We start from the raw sequence: 18,770 nt of genomic DNA, 5'->3' as shown, positions 1-18,770 counted from the left end.
GGGGCCTCGCTAGCATGAAGGCATGTTTCCCTCCGGAGGGCCGACCATGCCCGCTCGCGCGTTTACCGCATCCGGTAGCGAGGCCCCCTTCGCGGCGGCCTCGCCGGCCCCCGCCTATGCCTTCTACCCCACGCCCCAGGCGATGGGCGAGCACATCGGCGCCGAGGAATATCGCCGGGCACTCGAGCACAGCAACGCCGCGGCGCGCCCACTGTCGCTCTACGTCCACCTGCCCTTCTGCCAGCAGGCCTGCTTTCACTGCACCCGCCGGCCGGTCACCACCTCGGATACCCGCCTGGCCGAGGCGTATCTCAGCCGCCTCGACCGCGAGATGGTGCTGACCGGTCGCCACCTGGACGCTGGCCGGGAGATCCGCGCCCTGCAGTGGGGCGGCGGCACGCCGACCTTCCTGACCCTGGACCAGATGGGCGACCTGATCGATCGTCTGGATGCCCGCTTCCGGCTGGCCGGCGATCGTGACCGGGAGTACCTGATCGAGATCGACCCCCGCGAGGCCGATGTCTTCACCCTGCGTCATCTCGAGGCGCTGGGCTTCAACCGGCTGAGCCTCGAGGTGCTCGACCTGGATCCCGAGGTCCAGCAGGCGATCAATCGCCAGCAGGGTCGCGACCTGACCGAACAGCTGCTCGACGAGGCGGACCGGCTGGGCTTCACCTCCGTCAACCTGAACCTGATCCTCGGCCTCCCCCGCCAGACCCGCGACGGCTTCGCCGCCACCCTGGAGCAGGTGATCGCCATGGCGCCGTCGCGGCTGTCGCTGTTTCACTACCACCACCAGCCCGAGCGCTTCCCCCGGCAGCGTCGGATCCGCCCCGAGGACCTGCCCGCCCCGCAGGAAGTTCAGGGGATGCTGCAGGCGGCCATCGAGAGGCTCGCGGCCGCAGGCTACGTGCACCTCGGCCACGACCGCTTCGTGCGGGGCGATGACCGCCTCGCCCAGGCCCTAGAGGCCGGGCGCGAGCGCCACGACCTGGTGGGGCTGGGGGTGATGGCGGTCTCCCGACTGGAGGCGCTGCACGTGCGCAACCCGCAGCGGCTCGAGGCGTACGAGGCGGCCCTGGACCGGGGCCAGCTGCCCACCGCCGGCGGACACCGCCTGAGCCTGGACGACCGGCTGCGCAGCGCCGCCATCGAGCAGCTGACGTGCGACCTCCATCTCGACCTGGCGTCCCTCGGCGACGCCTTCGGCCTTGACGCCACGGCCCACCTCGCCGAACCCCTCTCACGCCTGGCACTCGCCGAGGGAGAAGGGCTGGTGGAACGCCATGGCCAGCGACTCCTGGTCACATCCGCCGGTCGGCTGGTGGTCAGACAGCTGGCCAGCGCCTTCGACGCCTACCTCCCCGCGCCATCGCCACGGCAGGCATCGCCTACCTCCTAAGGGGTGCTTTGCCAGTGGGCGACAATCCCCCATACTATGACCTGAGTCATCATTCATGGAGGAGAGCATGCCCGACTCAGCGACCGTCAGGCGCCGTCCCCTGTTGAACGAGACACGCTGCCAGACCTGCAGCCTGAGCTCGCTCTGCCTGCCGCTGGCACTCGAAGTGAAGGACATGGACCAGTTCGAGGCCATCATCCGCCGTCGACCGCCGTTGAAGAAGGGCGAGGCGCTGTTTCGCCAGGGCACCCCGTTCACCAGCGTCTTCGCGGTGCGCTCGGGGAGCCTGAAGCAGGTGACCACCGAGGGCAGCGGCGAGGACCAGCTGACCAACTTCTACCTGCCCAGCGAGCTGGTGGGCCTCGACGGCATCGACGAGGAGCGCTATCCGGGCACGGTGGTAGCGCTGGAGACCACCACGGTCTGCGAGATCCCCTTCGATCGCCTCGATGCCCTCTCCGAGTCCCTGCCGGAGCTGCGCGGCCAGCTCTACCGCAGCATGAGCAAGGAGATGCGCGACGACCGCCGCATGATGCGCCTGCTGTCGCGCAAGACCGCCGACCAGCGGCTGGCGACCTTCTTCACCAGCCTCTCCGACCGCTTCCGGCGGCGCGGCTACTCGCCCTACAGCTTTCGGCTCTCCATGTCGCGGGCCGACATCGGCAACTACCTGGGGCTCGCGGTGGAGACCGTCAGCCGTATCCTGAGTCGCTTCCAGTCCCAGGGCCTGGTGGCCGTCTCCGGTCGCGAGGTCAACATCCTCGACCTGGAGGCGCTGATCGAGGTGGCCGAACAGGAGGGCTGCCGCTAGGCGCCACGCCCGTCCCGACACGAAAAACCCCGGCGACCGAAGAGGTCACCGGGGTTTTTTTCATGCTCGCCTATTGGGCGATCTCACGTTGCTGAAGCCCCTTGATGACACGAAGTGTCACCGCCGCGGATCAGGGCTCGTTGTGCAGCGCGATGCGATCGGCATTGACGCGCGCCTGCTTCTCCTCGAGGCCGGCGAAGTCGAAGAGTTCCCGGTCGGCCAGCTGGGAGGGTGCCACGTTGGTGACCGCCTTGAACATGCTCTCGAGCCGCCCCGGATGCTTGACCTCCCACTCGGCCAGCATCTCCTTGACCACCTGGCGCTGCAGGTTCGGCTGGGAGCCGCAGAGGTTGCAGGGAATGATCGGGAACGCCATCCAGCGGGCGAACTCGGCGATATCGGCTTCCCGGCAGTAGGCCAGCGGCCGGATCACCATGTTGCGGCCGTCGTCGGAGAGCAGCTTGGGGGGCATCGCCTTGAGGCTGCCGCCGAAGAACATGTTGAGGAACAGCGTCTCGAGGATGTCCTCGCGGTGGTGCCCCAGCGCCACCTTGGTGGCCCCGATCTCCTCGGCGAAGCCGTAAAGGGAACCGCGCCGCAGCCGCGAGCAGAGCGCGCAGGTGGTCTTGCCCTCGGGCGTCTTCTCCTTGACCACCGAGTAGGTGTCGCGCTCGAGGATGTGATACTCGACGTCGAGCCTGTCCAGGTACTCGGGCAGCACGTGCTCGGGGAAGCCGGGCTGCTTCTGATCCAGGTTGACCGCCACCAGGGAGAAGTTCACCGGCGCGTTGCGCTGCAGGCTGCGCAGGATCTCCAGCAGGGTGTAGCTGTCCTTGCCCCCGGAGAGGCAGACCATCACCCGGTCACCCTCGTGAATCATCCCGTAGTCGATGATGGCGTTGCCCACCTGGCGACGCAGCCGCTTCTGCAGCTTGTTGAACGCGCGCTTGTCCGACGCATCGAGCTCGTCGGGAGGGGTCGCGGGGTCGGCGACGGGGCGCGGGGCGGTCTCGCGGGGATCGAACATCAGGGCGTCTGGCATGGTATCGGCGCTGCCTGGGCGGCTGGAAAATGGCGGGCGCTATCCTACCATTCTCGCCGCCGACAGGCGACGAGGGCCCGCCCGTGCCGCGAGGATCAGCTGAAACGCTCGACCTCGGGCGGGCTGCGCGTCAGGCGCAGGTGGATCAGCGCCGTGGTCACGGCGTCACCGAGCGCCGTGTGCCGCCCCATCACCGGCACGCCCAGGCGCTCGGCCACCTGCTCGAAGCGCGGCCGGGTGGCGAGTTCGGGGTGGTGGCGGTTCAGCCGGCGATAGTAGGCCTGGGCCACGTCGATGCAGGCGTTGGGCAGGTCGAAGCCGAAGCGCGGCCGCAGGTAGCGGTTGAGCAGCGTCAGGTCATCGTCCAGGCGCCAGCCGATCAGTGGGCGATTGCCGACGAAGTCCAGGAACTGTGCCAGCGCCTCGTCGATGCCGGCCCCCTCGGCCAGGTCGATGCCGCGCAGGCCGTGCAGGCGGATCGAATCGCCAGAGAGACTGGCGGGACGGGCGAGCCGCAGGTCGAGGGAGTCGCTGGTCAGGACCCGGTCACCGCGCAGGCGCACCGCGGCCAGCGACACCAGCTCGGCCCGACGCGGGTCGGGACCGGTGGTCACGCAGTCGATGGCGACCAGCTCCTCGCCGGTATAGGGCGCGAAGAGCCAGCCGTGATCGCCGTCTACCTGACGGCGTCGATCGGCGGCGCGGCGCAGGGCCCTGAGCATCGGTCAAACCTCCTGGTGTCGTGGTGCGTCGGTGAGACATTCGACGGCGAGCGCGTCGCCGGTCAGGAATATTCCAGGTGAAAGCGGTGCGAGATCCGCTGCTTGAACTCCTTGACGATATGCAGGGCCTCGCGGAGCAGGTCCCGCTCCAGGGAGGAGAGCTCCTGCACCACCACCCGGTCGGGCTCCTCGCCCTTGCCCTCAGGGTCGTCGAGGCGCTCGAGCTGCTGGCGAAGCCTCAGCTCGGTGAACAGCGACAGGGCCTCGCCCAGGTCCTCCGCGAAGCGCTCCTCCAGGCGGCCATCGGCGACCAGCGCCTCGAGCCGCTCAAGCGTCGAGGTCGCCGTGATGCGCCGCTCGAGCGCCAGGGTGCGCACCCCGTGGACGATGGGGAAGATGCCGCCCTTCTTGATGTCCACGCCGTGCTGGGGCTTCTTCAGCGAGCCGAACAGGGTCAGCGGCGTGGAGAAGCGCAGCGCCGTGCGGGCGAAGTAGGAGAGCAGGATCTCGTCGCGGCTGCAGCGCTCGAAGAGCTCCTCGCGCAGCCGCGCGAGCAGCGAGGCGTTGCCGGCCACGGCATGGGCGTCGAGCAGGATCGCCAGGCGCATGAGGCTCTCGCCGTCGCGCTTCGCCGCCCACTGGGCGATGCGCCCGCGCCACTGGCTCTCGGTGCCCACCCACTCGGGGTTGGAGACCATGATGTCGCCGGGGCACGGCGGGTAGCCCAGTTCGATCAGCGTCTCGGTGAGGCGCTGCATCTGTTCCTGGCAGTCGGGCCAGTCGAGATCGTCGGCCAGTATCAGGCCGTTGTCCTGGTCGGTCTTCAGGATCTGCTCGCCGCGTCCCTCGCTGCCCATCACCATCAGGCAGCTCTCCGAGTGGTAACGCTCGTCGATCAGAAAGCCCCAGGCCTTGTTGATGATGCGCCCATTGAGGGCGGCCAGCAGCCCCATGGCGAAGCGCAACTTGACCCCCTGGGCCATCAGCGCCTTGACCAGCTCCGGCGTTCGGCGGCTGGCGGTGGCCAGCGACTCCAGGCTGTTCGCCTGCTCCACCTGCAGACTCACCACGTAGCTGCGGCTCGAGAAGTAGCTGAGCACGTCGGTCAGCTCGACCACGCCACAGGGCCGGTCGTCCTCCATGACCACGACCCGCTCCACCTTGAAGCGGGTCATCTGGACCAGCACCTCGAACAGGTACTGCTCGGGCGTCGCCGTGACCAGCGCGAAGTGCGCCACGTCCTGCACCGGGCTCTGCTGCGTCAGGCCCTCGAGGACCAGGGCGTTGAGCAGGTCGGTCTTGGTGACCATGCCCGGCCCCTGCTCGCCCTCGACCAGCAGGCTGTCGGCATGGCTGTCATTCAGGGTATGCACCGCCTCGGCCAGGCGGGTGCCGGCCGCCACCAGCAGGGGCGGTCGCATGCACTCCCTGACGCGGGCCAGCATGAAGCCCGCCATGGTCACGCCGCCCTCGGCGCGACGCTCGGTGAGCAGACGCGTCTTCTGGGCCAGGCGCTGGCGGAAGAACTCGGCGAAGGCCGGGTAGGCCGAGCAGAGCTGCTTGAACACGCCCTTGGGCAGCAGGTAGCAGAGACACTCCTGCTCGGCCCGGAAGCGATAGCGGCTCTTGCCGTTGAGGATGCTGATGGCGCCGAACAGGTCGCCGGCCGTGTAGTGGCCGATGTGCGACTGGGCGCCGGGCAGGGTCGGGTCCAGCTCGGCGACCTCGCCCTTGTGGATCAGGAACAGATACTCGCCGGCCTGGCCGGCATCGAGGATGATCTCCTCGCGGTCGTAATAGGCCAGGTCGATGCTGCGGCGAACGCGCTCGCGACCTTCCTCGTCGAGGAAGGTGAAGGGGGGGTGGGAGAGTTCTACATCGACCATGGGGCTGTCCTCGTTGCGCGGCGTTGACCACCCCGCTGACCTCGGCACACTCGGCGTCCAGCAAGCCTTAAAGATAGCAAAGTCGGAGTGGCCTAAAGACCTAGACAATCGTCCTAACCTGGCCGCCTTAGACCATGGTCAAACACCGCGCTCCGACGCCCCTCAACCCGGCGACATTTCCGGGCTATACCATCGTCCTATGCGCACCCCAAAGGGAACAAAAACGCTTTCTAAATAATGACGCAAGCCATTGATTAAAAAGTCTTTCAAAAAAAGACCCTGCATCGGTTTGACATCATGATACGAAAGTCTGGGATTTATTTTAGGCGTTTGCTGCCCAGACTTGTGCATGAGCCATACAGGGCATTCCCGCGTCGACACATTACGAGGACCGGCCGCGGGCCACCCGATGACAGCCGGTCCAGACTCCGCCATCGAGGCTGTTCCGTCGGCACGACTGTCCTGATGAGTGATGCAAACACTCCGGACAACTTTCCAATCTCAACAACAAGTGGAGAGCAACACTATGGCAGACGACAAGTCTAATGCCGCTGCTTACTGGAAGGCGAACGTACGCCTGATCACGGGGTGCCTGATCGTCTGGGCCTTCGTGTCGTACGGCTGCGCCATCCTGTTTCGCCCGCTGCTGGCTGGCATTCCAGTAGGAGGAACGGACCTGGGCTTCTGGTTCGCCCAGCAGGGATCGATCCTGACCTTCATCGGCATCATCTTCTTCTACGCCTGGAAGATGAACCGTCTCGATAAACAGTTCGGACTCGGGGAGTAAGCCAGCATGAGTCAGTTTGCCATCAACCTGCTGTTCGTAGGGGCCTCGTTCGCCCTCTACATCGGCATCGCGATCTGGGCACGCGCCGGGTCGACCAAGGACTTCTACGTCGCCGGCGGCGGCGTGCATCCGGTCACCAACGGCATGGCTACCGCCGCCGACTGGATGTCCGCCGCCTCCTTCATCTCCATGGCCGGCCTGCTGGCCTCCGGGGGCTACGCCAACTCCACCTTCCTGATGGGCTGGACCGGGGGCTACGTCATCCTGGCCATGCTGCTGGCACCCTACCTGCGCAAGTTCGGCAAGTTCACGGTGCCGGACTTCATCGGGGACCGCTTCTACAGCAACACCGCCCGCCTGGTCGCGGTCATCTGCCTGATCGTCGCCTCGATCACCTACGTCATCGGCCAGATGACCGGTGCCGGCGTGGCCTTCTCGCGCTTCCTCGAGGTCAGCAACACCTGGGGCATCTGGATCGCCGCCTTCATCGTCTTCCTGTATGCCGTGTTCGGTGGCATGAAGGGCATCACCTACACCCAGGTCGCCCAGTACGTCGTGCTGATCATCGCCTACACCATCCCGGCGGTGTTCATCGCGCTGGAGCTGACCGGTAACCCGATTCCGGGGCTGGGCATGTTCAGCACCCACACCGAGTCCGGCGTGCCGCTGCTCGAGAAGCTCGACGACGTGGTCAACGCGCTCGGCTTCCGCGACTACACGGCCGACGTCGACAACAAGCTGAACATGGTGCTGTTCACCCTGTCGCTGATGGTCGGTACCGCGGGCCTGCCCCACGTCATCATTCGCTTCTTCACCGTGCCGAAGGTGGCCGACGCGCGCTGGTCCGCCGGCTGGGCCCTGGTCTTCATCGCCCTGCTCTACCTGACCGCGCCCGCCGTGGGCTCCATGGCGCGCCTGAACCTGATGACCACCGTCTATCCGGACATGGCCGGCCAGGTCGAGAGCTATGAGGACGCCGCCACCAACCCGATCCGCTACGAGGAGCGTCCCGAGTGGGTGCGGACCTGGGAAGAGACCGGCCTGATCCAGTACGAGGACAAGAACAACGACGGTCGCATCCAGGTCTACAACGATGGCAGCGAGGCCTTCGCCGACACCGCCGAACAGCGCGGCTGGAACGGCAGCGAGCTCAACGTCAACAACGACATCCTGGTACTCGCCAACCCCGAGATCGCCAACCTGCCCAGCTGGGTCATCGGCCTGATCGCGGCGGGCGGCATCGCCGCGGCGCTCTCCACGGCCGCCGGTCTGCTGCTGGCCATCTCCTCGGCGGTCAGCCACGACCTGATCAAGACCATGATCAACCCGAAGATCACCGAGAAAGGCGAGATGCTGGCGGCACGCATCTCCATGGCCGGTGCCATCCTGCTGGCGACCTACCTCGGCCTGAACCCGCCCGGCTTCGCGGCGCAGACCGTCGCCCTGGCCTTCGGGATCGCCGGTGCCTCGCTGTTCCCGGTGCTGATGATGGGCATCTTCTCCAAGCGGGTGAACAACAAGGGCGCCGTCGCGGGCATGCTGACCGGTCTCGGTACGACCCTGCTCTACATCTTCACCTACCTGGGCTGGCTCTTCATTCCGGGCACCAACATGCTGCCCAACACGCCGGATAACTGGATCTTCGGCATCTCACCGCTCTCCTTCGGTGCGGTCGGCGCGATCTTCAACTTCGCGGTCGCCTTCACCGTCTCCAACGCCACCGAGGAGCCTCCGCAGGAGATCCAGGACCTGGTGGAGAGCGTTCGCTATCCCAAGGGCGCGGGTGTCGCTACCGGGCACTGACGTCTTAGGACCTTCTGGGCCATAATGGCCCCCTGGCCCGGCCAGTCCGGGCCTTGGAACCTCACCCGATCGGGCTTCCTCAGGGAAGCCCGATTGCTTTAAGGATGAATGATCTATGATTTGGCACCTGATTGCGGCGGTCTTCGCCGGCCTCGGCGCCGCGGGGGTCGGACTGATCCTGCGCCTGGCCAGCGGCAAGCGCCTGCCGCGCTGGATCGTCCCGGTCTGCGCCGGCCTCGGCATGCTGGCCTACCAGATCCACCACGAGTACTCCTGGTTCGAGCACAAGCGCCAGCAGCTGCCCGACTCGGCCGAGGTGGTCGACGTGGAGCAGAGCCAGGTCTTCTGGCGCCCCTGGACCTTCCTCTTCCCGATGACCACGGCCTTCACCATCGTCGAGCAGGACCAGCTGGCGGTCAGCCGGGCGAACGGCGAACGGCTGGTCGAGTTCCTGCTCTACCGCTTCGAGAAGGAGTACGTGGATCAGGTGAGCCACCAGGCCTGGCTGATGAACTGCGCGACCCGGGAGATGCTGCCCCTCGAGGGCGAGGCGCGCACTCCCGCCACCGAGGCGATGCGCCGCCTCGAGCCGTCCGCCCCGCTCTATGGGGTGCTCTGCCCACGGGCCTGAACCGTGAGACGGCTGCCCAGCGCACCGGCCTTGCCCTAGAATGGGCGCCTTCGGAAGGGAGTTGAGTGCATGTTCGCCGGCTGGCTGCTGATCGTCGTTTCGCTGCTCTACATCACCGTGCTGTTCGCCATCGCCTGGCGCGGCGACCGCCACGCCCGCCAGCACGGGGCGAGCCGACGCCGCCCGGTGATCTACAGCCTGGCGCTGGCCATCTACTGCACCTCCTGGACCTTCCACGGCGCCGTGGGCCAGGCGGCCACGTCCGGCTGGTCGTTCGCCAGCATCTTCGTCGGGCCGATCCTCACCCTGCTGCTGTTCTGGCCGGTGCTGGCCAAGATGATCCGCGTCGCCAAGCACCAGAACGTCACCTCCATCGCCGACTTCATCGCCTCGCGCTACGGCAAGACCCAGTCGCTGGCGGCCTTCGCGAGCCTGGTGGCGCTGATCGGCACCCTGCCCTACATCGCCCTGCAGCTGAAGGCGGTCTCGACCTCCTTCAGCGTGATCACCTCGGCCTCGGACATCACCCGGGCCCCGCTGTTCGGCGACACCGCCTTCTACGTGGCGGTGGTGATGGCCGCCTTCGCCATCCTCTTCGGCACCCGCCACACCGATGCCACCGAGCACCACGAGGGGCTGATCCACGCCGTGGCCTTCGAGTCGCTGGTCAAGCTGGTGGCCTTCCTGGCGCTGGGGGCCTACGTCACCTGGGGCATGTTCGACGGCCTGGGCGACCTGTTGGGCCGCGCCGAGGAACAGCTGGCGCTGCAGCGCCAGCTCGCCGACCAGGACTTCGGCCAGAGCTTCTGGGCCCAGACCCTGCTGGCGATGCTGGCGATCCTCTGCCTGCCCCGCCAGTTCCACGTCGCGGTGGTCGAGAACATCCACCGCGACGACGCCACCAAGGCGCGCTGGCTCTTCCCGCTCTACCTGCTGGCCTTCGCCTTCTTCGTCATCCCGATCGCCGCGGCAGGCCTGACCATCTTCTCCGAGAGCCGCATCGAGCCCGACACCTACGTGCTCGCCCTGCCGATGGCGGCCGACAACGCCTGGCTGACGCTGCTGACCTTCATCGGCGGCTTCTCGGCGGCCACCGGCATGGTGATCGTCGCCGCCGTGGCGGTCTCGATCATGATCTCCAACGAGATCGTCATCCCGGCGCTGTTCCGCCTGCGCTGGTTCGATACCAAGCCCCGCGACTACGGCCGCCTGGTGCTGCGCGCCCGGCGCATCACCATCGTGGTGATCCTGGCGATGGCCTACGGCGTCTACCACATGATCGGCGAGTTCAGCTCGCTGGCCAACATCGGCATGCTCTCGTTCGCCGCCGCGGCGCAGTTCGCCCCGGCGCTGATCGGCGGCCTCTACTGGAAACGCGGCAACCGGCTCGGGGTGATCGTCGGCATGAACGCCGGCTTCGCCATCTGGGCCTACAGCCTGCTGATGCCGACCATGATCACCACCGGCGTGCTGCCGCTCGACTGGGCCGACGGCGGCCCCCTGGACATCGCCTGGCTGGCCCCCACCTCGCTGTTCGGCCTCAACGTCGGCGACAGCTTCACCCATGGCGTGATGCTCTCGCTGGGGGTGAACCTCTTCTGCTACATCTTCGTCTCCCAGATGACCCCGCAGCGGGTGGTCGAGCGCATCCAGGCCTCGCTGTTCGTCGACAGCGTCGAGACCCGCCAGACCTCGGTGAACCGCCCCTGGACCGGCGCCACCACCGTGGGCGATCTGAAGGTGCTGTGCGAGCGCTTCCTGGGCGCCGGCCAGGTGAGCCGCGCCTTCGACGACTATGCCCGGCGCACCGGCAAGCCGCTGGAGGACAACACCCGGGCCTCCATCGACGTCATCCAGTTCACCGAACGCTTCCTCGCCTCGGTGCTCGGCGCCTCCTCGGCACGCATCGTCGTCAACTCCGCCCTGCAGGGCCGCGGCATCGGCATCTCCGACGTGATCTCCATCGTCGACGAGGCCTCCCAGGTACTGGAGTTCAACCGCGCCCTGCTGCAGGCCACCATCGAGAACATCAACCAGGGCATCAGCGTGGTCGACCAGAACCTGCGCCTGGTGGTGTGGAACCAGCGCTACCTGGAGCTGTTCCGCTTCCCCGACCACCTGATCCGCGTCGGCGCGCCGATGGACAAGATCTTCCGCTACAACGCCCACAACGGCGAGTACGGCCCCGGCGACCCCGAGGAGCACGTACGGCTGCTGATCGACAACATCCGCGAGGGCCAGCCGCACCGCTACGTGCGCTACCGCCAGGACGGCAGCGTGCTGGAGGTCCAGGGCAACCCCATGCCGGGCGGAGGCTTCGTCTACACCTACCAGGACATCACCCAGCAGAAGCGCATCGAGGAGGCGCTGATCCGCTCGGAGAACAACATCCGCATCTACACGGATAACGTCCCGGCGCTGATCGCCTACTTCGACAAGGAGTGTCGCTACCTCTTCACCAACCGCGCCTACGAGCAGGCCTTCGAGATCGACCGCAACGCCGTGATCGGCAAGCGCATCGATGAGGTCATCGCCCCCGACATGGCCCGCGAGCGGGCCCCCTGGATCGAGCGCGCGCTGGCCGGCGAGCGGGTGAACTTCGAGGTCTCGCTGCCCATCGGCGAGGCGCGGCGCTACATGCTGGTCACCTACACGCCGCACTTCGGCGACAGCGGGGCCATCCTCGGCTTCTTCGCCCTCTATCAGGACATCACCGAGCGGCGGCGGGCCGAGATCGCGCTGAAGGAGACCAACGAGACCCTCGAGGAGCGCGTGCGCGAGCGCACCCAGGCGCTCTCCGAGGCCAACGCCGCGCTGCGCCAGGAGAACCGCGTGCGTGCCGAGGCGGAGCTGGCCCTGCGCCAGGCCAAGCAGCTCGCCGAGGACGCCAACGCCTCCAAGACGCGTTTCCTGGCCGCCGCCAGCCACGACCTGCTGCAGCCGCTCAACGCCGCGCGGCTCTTCACCTCGGCGCTGGCCCAGGAGATGGACGCCGAGGACATGAAGCGCACCATCGGCCATATCGACAACTCCCTGCAGGCCGCCGAGGAGCTGCTCGGCACCCTGCTCGACATCTCCAAGCTCGATGCCGGCGCCCTGACGCCGCGGCGCAGCCACTTCGCCCTGGCCGACATCATCCGGCCGCTGCGTGCCGAGTTCGCGGTGATGGCCGAGGAGCGCGGGCTGGACCTGGTGGTGGTGCCGACCGGCCAGTGGGTCGACAGCGATCCCCAGATGCTGCGCCGGATCGTCCAGAACTTCCTGTCGAATGCCATCCGCTACACCCAGGCGGGTCGCGTGCTGCTGGGCTGTCGCCGCCACGGCGACCGGCTCACCATCGAGGTGTGGGACTCCGGCCCGGGGATTCCCGAGGCCAAGCAGGCCGAGATCTTCCAGGAGTTCCGGCGCCTCGATCAGGCCACCCGGCACAAGGAGAGCGAGAAGGGGCTGGGGCTCGGCCTCTCCATCGCCGACCGCATGGCCCGGGTGCTCGACCACCCCATCCGGGTGCGCTCCCGGGAGGGCGTCGGCACCATGTTCTCGGTCAGCGTGCCGACGGTGGCACCGCGCACCGCGACCCAGCAGGCCGAGGACGCCGCGCCGAAGCGGGCCGGCAACAAGCTCGACGGCACGCGCATCCTGTGTATCGACAACGAGTCGCTGATCCTCGAGGGCATGAAGGCGATGCTCTCGGGCTGGGGCTGCGAGGTCTTCACGGCGACGACCATCGGCGGCGCCAAGTCGGTGCTACGCCACCTGGACGGCGGCCCGGACGCGATCCTCGCCGACTACCACCTGGACAACGAGGTCACCGGCCTGATGGCCCTGGAGGCCCTGGGCGATCGGCTGGAGGTGGCCGTGCCGGGCATCGTGATCACCGCCGATCGCACCGAGGAGGTCGCCGAGGAGATCAAGCGGGCGGGCTATCAGCTGCTGTTGAAGCCGGTGCGCCCAGCCGCGCTGCGCGCCCTGCTCACCCGCACCCTGCAGGCCAGCCGGGCGGAGCGACACTCCTAGCGCCGCGACCAGGCGGCCAGTGCTCGTTCGGTCGAGGCCCGATCGAGCACAGGCCCGCTCACGAAAGCTCCGCTAGCGAAAGCCCCATCAACGCAACGCCCCGCCGGAGGCGATCCGGCGGGGCGTTATCAGGCGTGCAGTGCGAGGCGAGTGAAGGCCCCGGGTCAGGACTCGACCTTGGGCGGCTCGACCTCGAGCTTCTGGGCGGCGATCACCGCCTGGGTACGGGAGTGCACGCCGAGCTTTCTGAGGATGGCGGTGACGTGGGCCTTGATGGTCGCCTCGGAGACACTGAGCTCATAGGCGATCTGCTTGTTGAGCAGCCCCTCGGTGAGCATGTTGAGCACCCGGAACTGCTGGGGGGTCAGCGAGGCGATCGCCTCGGCGAACTTGGTCTCGTCCTCGTTAGCCTCGCCGAGGGCGTCGGCCATCTCGGCCGGCAACCACACCTCGCCGTCGAGGATCTCGCCCACCGCCTCGGCGATCAGCTGCAGCGACGAGGACTTGGGAATGAAGCCCGAGGCGCCGTAGTCGATGGCGCGGCGCACCACGTGGACCTCGTCGCTGCCCGAGACCACCGCCACCGGGATGTCCGGCGTCTGGCCGCGCAGCTGGATCAGGCCGGAGAAGCCGTGGGCGCCCGGCATGTGCAGGTCCAGCAGGATCAGGTCGGCATCGGGATGCCGGGTGACCACGTCGGTGGTGGCCTCCATGGTATCGGATTCGACGATCTCGGCCTGGGGCGCCAGCTGACGCAGGGCCTGGGTCAGGGCCGCGCGGAACAGCGGATGGTCATCGGCAACGATGAATTTCTGGGCAAAGGCCATGGATCTTCCTCCGGTTCCTCGGGCGGCGGACCGACGACCGCCATGCTGGGCTCTCTATTGTAGTCGCATGTTACCCCATGGCCCCGGCGATTCCCAAGAGGCGAGAAACAATGAACTCCCGATCGGGTCGCGGGCCCTTCCCCGCCATCGCCACGACATGAAGAAGCCGGCCCCGTGGGGCCGGCTCGGTTACCGCTGTCTCGCCGGGACGCCACCCTCAGCGATTGGCGCGATGCTCGATCAGCTCATCGACCACCGAGGGATCCGCCAGGGTGCTGGTGTCGCCCAGGCCGTCGCACTCGTTGGCGGCGATCTTGCGCAGGATACGGCGCATGATCTTGCCCGAGCGGGTCTTGGGCAGCCCCGGCGCCCACTGGATGACGTCCGGCGAGGCGATCGGGCCGATGTCCTTGCGCACCCACTGGGTCAGCTCCTTCTTGAGCTCGTCGCTCTCCTCGAAGCCGTCGCCCAGGGTGACGTAAATGTAGATGCCCTGCCCCTTGATGTCGTGGGGGAAGCCGACCACGGCCGCCTCGGCCACCGCCTCATGAGCCACCAGCGAGGACTCGATCTCGGCGGTGCCCATGCGGTGACCGGAGACGTTGAGCACATCGTCGACGCGGCCGGTGATCCAGTAGTAGCCGTCCTCGTCGCGGCGGCAGCCGTCACCGGTGAAGTACATGCCCTTGTAGGTCGAGAAGTAGGTCTGCACGAAGCGATCGTGATCGCCCCAGATGGAGCGCGCCTGCCCCGGCCAGGAGTCGAGGATCACCAGGTTGCCCTCGGTGGCGCCCTGGAGCTCGTTGCCCTCGTTGTCGACCAGCGCCGGCATCACGCCGAAGAACGGCAGGGTCGCGGAGCCCGGCTTGAGGTCCGTGGCGCCAGGCAGCGGGGCGATCATGATGCCGCCGGTCTCGGTCTGCCACCAGGTATCGACGATCGGGCACTTCGAGTTGCCGATCACGCGATGGAACCACTCCCAGGCCTCGGGGTTGATCGGCTCGCCCACCGAGCCGAGCAGGCGCAGGCTGTCGCGCTGGCTGGAGGCCATGACGTCGTCGCCGTGGGCCATCAGCGCCCGCACCGCGGTGGGGGCGGTGTAGAGGATGCTGACGTTGTGCTTGTCGACGACCTCGCCCATGCGGCCGTGGGTCGGATAGCTCGGCACGCCCTCGAACATCAGGGTGGTGCCGCCGTTGGCCAGCGGGCCGTAGACGATGTAGCTGTGGCCGGTGACCCAGCCCACGTCGGCGGTGCACCAGTAGACCTCGCCGTCCTGATAGTCGAAGACATAGCGGTGGGTCAGGGAGGCATGCAGCAGGTAGCCGCCGGTAGTGTGCTTGAGGCCCTTGGGCGCGCCGGTGGAGCCGGAGGTGTAGAGGATGAACAGCGGATCCTCGGCGTTCATCTCCTCGGCCGGGCAGTCGGTGGACTGCTTGGAGACGACGTCCTCGTACCAGACGTCGCGGCCATCCTTCCAGTCGATCTCGCCGCCGGTGCGCTTGACCACCAGCACGTTCTCGCAGACCTCGGTGCCATCGCGGGTCAGGGCGGCATCGACGTTGTCCTTGAGCGGCACCTGCTTGCCGCCGCGCACGGACTCGTCGGCGGTGATGATCAGCTTGGACTGGGCGCCGATGACGCGCTGGGCCACGGCGTCCGGCGAGAAGCCGCCGAAGACCACCGAGTGCACCGCGCCGATGCGGGCACAGGCCAGCATCGCCATGGCGGCCTCGGGAATCATCGGCATGTAGAGGGTGACCACGTCGCCCTTGCCGACCCCCAGCTCCTTCAGGCCGTTGGCCAGCTGGCAGGTCTGCTCATGGAGCTGACGGTAGGTGAGGGTCTTGTCATCCTTGGGATCGTCGCCTTCCCAGATGATCGCCGGCTGGTCGCCGCGGGTCTCGAGATGACGATCGAGACAGTTGACGCTGGCGTTGAGGGTACCGTCCTCGAACCAGCGGATGTCCACGTTGTGGGCATCGAAGGAGGTGTGCTTGATCTTGGTGGGCGCCTTGAACCAATCCAGGCGCTTGGCCTGCTCGCCCCAGAACCCCTGCGGGTCGTCCACCGACTGCCGGTACATGGCCTGGTAGGTGGCCTTGTCGGCGTTGGCCTTGGCGGCAAAGTCGTCGCTTACCGGGTAGACGTTCTGATGCTCGGTCATGGATATGCCTCTGTCCGGGAGGATGCGCCCTCCTGGTGGATGTTGCCGGCCGCGTTGTTGTTGGACGAACCGACTCCATAAAACTGTCCACCAGCATATACGTCCCGGCGCGGCCTTCCCCTTAGACATTGGTATGATCAAATTTCTTTTTTATAACAATGACTTAAACGGTCTTTTCAAACACCGAGCGGTCGCAATAGACCAAGGTCTGAGCGCAGTGACGGCAACGATAGCGGCTGCCGCGACGGGCCAGGGCGTGGCGACGCGCCGTGAAGCCGTGCTCGCGACAGGCGCAGCGGTAGCGATAGGGGGCGGGACTCGCCCGCCGGGTATCGAAGCGGTGGGTGGTGCTGGGGACGAGGCCGAACAGCGAGCGCATCACGGTCTGCCATTCGCGACCGTGGGGACGCGCCCGGGGGCCGTCCTCGAGGTGATGCACCAGCCAGTGGGCCATCTCGTGAGGCACCACCTCGACCAGGAAGGCCCGGCGGTTCTCGTCGAGGAGCACCGGATTGAAGCGCAGCCCGCCGCGCCCGAAATGGGCCTGGCCGGCCGACTTGCCGCGCAGGTCCAGCCACACCGCCGGGCGCGGCAGGGCCGGATGGACCTCGCGGCACAGCCGCCAGGCCGCCTCGACCCGCTCGATCAGGGCGCGGTGCAGGGCCTCGCGCTCGAGGGCATCGAGTCGGGCGGTATCGGGGTCGGGAAGCGCGGGAGCCATCATGGGATGCTAGAATGGCCGGTCTGTCTCGACACGACAAGCCCGGGCACCGCGCCCGTGGCGTCACTCCGTCCACCCTGCACCGTTTCCCTGCGAGAGCCGTCATGTCCGATGCCGAAACGCCCCTCCCCCAGCCGCTGCTCGAGGACCAGGAGCTCGACCTGCTGGATGACTTCCTCGACTCCGAGCGCGTCGATGCCGACGCCCTGGACCTGATCGGCGCCCACGGTTTCCTCGTCGCGCTGGCGGTGGCGCCGCGCGACGTGCCGGCCGCGACCTGGGTCGCCGAGCTCTTCCATGGCGAGCCGACCTTCGAGGACGACGCCGAGCGCGAGGCGATCCTCGGGCTGCTGGAGAGCCTGCGCGGCAACGCCATCGAGGTGCTGGAGGGCGGCGGGCTGCCGGAGCTGCCCTTCGAGCTCGAACTGGGTGAGCTGGCGCCCGAGGAGACGCCGATCGGCGACTGGTGTGCCGGCTTCATGGAGGGCGTGTTCCTCGACGAGGCCGCCTGGTTCGACGACGACGAGGAGGCCGCCGCCACCCTGCTGCTGCCCTTCATGCTGCTCTCGGGGCTGTTCGAGGACGAGCCCGACATGGCCGAACTGGCCGGCGACAGTGCGCGACTGGAGAGCCTGGTCGGCCAGCTGCCGGAGCTGCTGCTCGATCTCTACCTGCACTATCGCGTGCCGCCGGAGACGCCCAAGCCCAAGCCTCGGCGCAAGGCGCCCGCCGGTCGCGGCAAGGGGAAGCGCTGAGCGTCGGGCGCCGAGCGCCCGGCACGACGCTAGGTCAACCGCGTCAGCAGGCCGTCCACCAGGCCGAACAGCCACTCCTTGAAGCGCTGCCAGCGCGGCCGCCTCGCCCAGGCCGCGGGATCGATCTCCTCGCTGGTCGCGAAGTTGCGCTCGAAGAGCTCGGCAACCCGGGCGGCGAAGCGGGCATCGTCCACCTCCTGGTTAGCCTCCAGGTTCCACTGCAGGCTCCAGTGATCGAAGTTGCAGGAGCCGAGGCTGACCCAGTCGTCGACCAGCGAGAACTTGGCGTGGATGAAGGTGGGCTGGAACTCGAAGATGCGCACCCCGGCGCGCAGCAGCCGGCCGTAGAAGCGCTGTCCGGCATAGCGCACGCCGGGGTGGTCGTGCAGCTCTCCGGGCAGCAGCAAGCGCACGTCGACGCCGCGCCGCGCCGCCCGCGCCAGGCGCCTGCGCAGGGTGAGCGTGGGCACGAAGTAGGGCGTGCAGATCCACAGCCGCCGGGTCGACGCCGCGACCCGACGATGCAGGGAGTGGCGGATCGCCTGATAGCGATACCCCTGGCCCCACACCACGCGTCCGCGCATGCCGTGATAGCCCTCGTCGCGGTAAGGGGACAGCTCGATGCCCCTCACCAGCGAGGCCGCACCGGGTCCGCGGCTCAGCGGCGAGTCCCACACGCGGCAGAACAGCCGCACCCAGTCGCCGACCACCGGCCCCTCGATGTGCACCGCGACCTCGTACCAGGCATCCAGGAACTCGTCCACGGCACCGAAGCCGCCGGTGAAGGCCTCGGCACCATCGACCACCACCAGCTTGCGATGATCCCGGGTGAGGTTGCGCACCGGCGACTCGAACCCCAGGGGATTGAAGAAGCGCAGCGCCACTCCGCCGGCCTCCAGGCGCCGGCGGTCGGCCTCGTCGAAGCCCATGGCGCCGTAGCCGTCGAGCAGCAGCATCACCGACACGCCGCGCTCGGCGGCCCTCAGCAGCGACTCGGAGAGGGCCGTGGCCAGCCGCCCCGTCTCCATCAGGTAGAGCTCGATCAGCACGAAGTGGCGAGCCCGATCGACGGCCTCGAACATCGCCGGCAGGAAGCGCGCCGCCTCGGGCAGCAGCGCGAAGTGATTGCCGTCTCGCCACATGCCGTGCATGGCTCCGTCCCTGTCGCCCACCCTTTACGGCATTGACGCATGTTTACC

At 67.7% G+C, this 18,770-nt stretch carries 14 protein-coding genes; 7 read left to right on the top strand and 7 right to left on the bottom strand.

The features are described 5' to 3' along the window. Positions 1–46: 46 nt before the first annotated feature. The gene (hemN, locus tag ACGTNG_RS10770) at positions 47–1,402 is read left to right on the top strand and encodes an oxygen-independent coproporphyrinogen III oxidase (RefSeq protein ID WP_394577015.1); all 1,356 of its coding nucleotides are present in this window, start codon (positions 47–49) and stop codon (positions 1,400–1,402) included. A 67-nt stretch (positions 1,403–1,469) separates the two neighbouring features. Beyond that, on the top strand, positions 1,470–2,213 hold the full coding sequence (gene fnr, locus ACGTNG_RS10765) for a fumarate/nitrate reduction transcriptional regulator Fnr (RefSeq protein WP_394577014.1): 744 nt from the start codon (positions 1,470–1,472) through the stop codon (positions 2,211–2,213). A 130-nt stretch (positions 2,214–2,343) separates the two neighbouring features. On the opposite strand, the gene ttcA is transcribed toward fnr, so the two are convergent. From ttcA to ACGTNG_RS10750, 3 genes are all read right to left on the bottom strand, one after another. Beyond that, positions 2,344–3,255: a tRNA 2-thiocytidine(32) synthetase TtcA gene (ttcA, locus tag ACGTNG_RS10760; RefSeq protein ID WP_394577013.1), complete on the bottom strand. Its 912-nt coding sequence runs from the start codon at positions 3,253–3,255 to the stop codon at positions 2,344–2,346. A 95-nt stretch (positions 3,256–3,350) separates the two neighbouring features. Next, positions 3,351–3,977: a 3'-5' exonuclease gene (locus ACGTNG_RS10755; RefSeq protein ID WP_394577012.1), complete on the bottom strand. Its 627-nt coding sequence runs from the start codon at positions 3,975–3,977 to the stop codon at positions 3,351–3,353. 62 nt (positions 3,978–4,039) lie between these two features. Then, complete coding sequence (locus tag ACGTNG_RS10750; protein WP_394577011.1) at positions 4,040–5,863, bottom strand: putative nucleotidyltransferase substrate binding domain-containing protein; 1,824 nt, start codon at positions 5,861–5,863, stop codon at positions 4,040–4,042. Between the two features lie 526 nt (positions 5,864–6,389). Here ACGTNG_RS10750 and ACGTNG_RS10745 point away from each other — a divergent pair. The 4 genes from ACGTNG_RS10745 to ACGTNG_RS10730 all read left to right on the top strand — a co-directional run bounded on the left by ACGTNG_RS10745 (position 6,390) and on the right by ACGTNG_RS10730 (position 13,101). Beyond that, on the top strand, positions 6,390–6,650 hold the full coding sequence (locus tag ACGTNG_RS10745; protein ID WP_108445087.1) for a DUF4212 domain-containing protein: 261 nt from the start codon (positions 6,390–6,392) through the stop codon (positions 6,648–6,650). Positions 6,651–6,656: 6 nt separating this feature from the next. Next, positions 6,657–8,453 carry a sodium:solute symporter family protein gene (locus ACGTNG_RS10740; RefSeq protein WP_394577010.1) on the top strand — a complete coding sequence of 599 codons (1,797 nt, stop codon included), beginning with the start codon at positions 6,657–6,659 and terminating at the stop codon, positions 8,451–8,453. Between the two features lie 115 nt (positions 8,454–8,568). After that, positions 8,569–9,084: a hypothetical protein gene (locus ACGTNG_RS10735; protein WP_394577009.1), complete on the top strand. Its 516-nt coding sequence runs from the start codon at positions 8,569–8,571 to the stop codon at positions 9,082–9,084. A gap of 69 nt (positions 9,085–9,153) precedes the next feature. Next, positions 9,154–13,101: a hybrid sensor histidine kinase/response regulator gene (locus tag ACGTNG_RS10730; protein WP_394577007.1), complete on the top strand. Its 3,948-nt coding sequence runs from the start codon at positions 9,154–9,156 to the stop codon at positions 13,099–13,101. 164 nt (positions 13,102–13,265) lie between these two features. Here ACGTNG_RS10730 and ACGTNG_RS10725 read toward each other — a convergent pair whose 3' ends face one another. From ACGTNG_RS10725 to ACGTNG_RS10715, 3 genes are all read right to left on the bottom strand, one after another. Beyond that, positions 13,266–13,928 carry a LuxR C-terminal-related transcriptional regulator gene (locus ACGTNG_RS10725; protein WP_394577006.1) on the bottom strand — a complete coding sequence of 221 codons (663 nt, stop codon included), beginning with the start codon at positions 13,926–13,928 and terminating at the stop codon, positions 13,266–13,268. 217 nt (positions 13,929–14,145) lie between these two features. After that, positions 14,146–16,095, bottom strand: a complete 1,950-nt coding sequence (gene acs / locus ACGTNG_RS10720) for an acetate--CoA ligase (protein ID WP_394577005.1) — start codon at positions 16,093–16,095, stop codon at positions 14,146–14,148. Positions 16,096–16,258: 163 nt separating this feature from the next. Beyond that, the gene (locus ACGTNG_RS10715) at positions 16,259–16,819 is read right to left on the bottom strand and encodes a SprT family zinc-dependent metalloprotease (RefSeq protein WP_394577004.1); all 561 of its coding nucleotides are present in this window, start codon (positions 16,817–16,819) and stop codon (positions 16,259–16,261) included. Positions 16,820–16,920: 101 nt separating this feature from the next. Here ACGTNG_RS10715 and ACGTNG_RS10710 point away from each other — a divergent pair, with 101 nt between their 5' ends. Beyond that, positions 16,921–17,571 (top strand): YecA/YgfB family protein, encoded by a 651-nt coding sequence (locus ACGTNG_RS10710; RefSeq protein WP_394577003.1) that lies wholly within the window; start codon positions 16,921–16,923, stop codon positions 17,569–17,571. A gap of 29 nt (positions 17,572–17,600) precedes the next feature. Here ACGTNG_RS10710 and ACGTNG_RS10705 read toward each other — a convergent pair whose 3' ends face one another. Continuing rightward, positions 17,601–18,722: a phospholipase D-like domain-containing protein gene (locus ACGTNG_RS10705; RefSeq protein ID WP_394577002.1), complete on the bottom strand. Its 1,122-nt coding sequence runs from the start codon at positions 18,720–18,722 to the stop codon at positions 17,601–17,603. Between the last annotated feature and the right edge of the window lie 48 nt (positions 18,723–18,770).

Source organism: Halomonas sp. B23F22_3, from assembly GCF_043496965.1.
In the GTDB taxonomy this organism is placed as follows: domain Bacteria; phylum Pseudomonadota; class Gammaproteobacteria; order Pseudomonadales; family Halomonadaceae; genus Halomonas.
Note: the sequence above shows the minus strand (reverse complement) of the source record. Positions and strands in the feature narration are given on the sequence as shown.

Bases quoted from the DNA above. Each gene is read 5' to 3' on its own strand.
- ACGTNG_RS10715 (WP_394577004.1), bottom strand. From the start codon at position 16,819: ATGATGGCTCCCGCGCTTCCCGACCCCGATACCGCCCGACTCGATGCC.
- ACGTNG_RS10750 (WP_394577011.1), bottom strand. From the start codon at position 5,863: ATGGTCGATGTAGAACTCTCCCACCCCCCCTTCACCTTCCTCGACGAG.
- acs (WP_394577005.1), bottom strand. From the start codon at position 16,095: ATGACCGAGCATCAGAACGTCTACCCGGTAAGCGACGACTTTGCCGCC.
- ACGTNG_RS10735 (WP_394577009.1), top strand. From the start codon at position 8,569: ATGATTTGGCACCTGATTGCGGCGGTCTTCGCCGGCCTCGGCGCCGCG.
- ACGTNG_RS10745 (WP_108445087.1), top strand. From the start codon at position 6,390: ATGGCAGACGACAAGTCTAATGCCGCTGCTTACTGGAAGGCGAACGTA.
- ACGTNG_RS10710 (WP_394577003.1), top strand. From the start codon at position 16,921: ATGTCCGATGCCGAAACGCCCCTCCCCCAGCCGCTGCTCGAGGACCAG.
- fnr (WP_394577014.1), top strand. From the start codon at position 1,470: ATGCCCGACTCAGCGACCGTCAGGCGCCGTCCCCTGTTGAACGAGACA.
- ACGTNG_RS10705 (WP_394577002.1), bottom strand. From the start codon at position 18,722: ATGCACGGCATGTGGCGAGACGGCAATCACTTCGCGCTGCTGCCCGAG.
- hemN (WP_394577015.1), top strand. From the start codon at position 47: ATGCCCGCTCGCGCGTTTACCGCATCCGGTAGCGAGGCCCCCTTCGCG.
- ACGTNG_RS10725 (WP_394577006.1), bottom strand. From the start codon at position 13,928: ATGGCCTTTGCCCAGAAATTCATCGTTGCCGATGACCATCCGCTGTTC.
- ACGTNG_RS10755 (WP_394577012.1), bottom strand. From the start codon at position 3,977: ATGCTCAGGGCCCTGCGCCGCGCCGCCGATCGACGCCGTCAGGTAGAC.
- ACGTNG_RS10740 (WP_394577010.1), top strand. From the start codon at position 6,657: ATGAGTCAGTTTGCCATCAACCTGCTGTTCGTAGGGGCCTCGTTCGCC.
- ACGTNG_RS10730 (WP_394577007.1), top strand. From the start codon at position 9,154: ATGTTCGCCGGCTGGCTGCTGATCGTCGTTTCGCTGCTCTACATCACC.
- ttcA (WP_394577013.1), bottom strand. From the start codon at position 3,255: ATGCCAGACGCCCTGATGTTCGATCCCCGCGAGACCGCCCCGCGCCCC.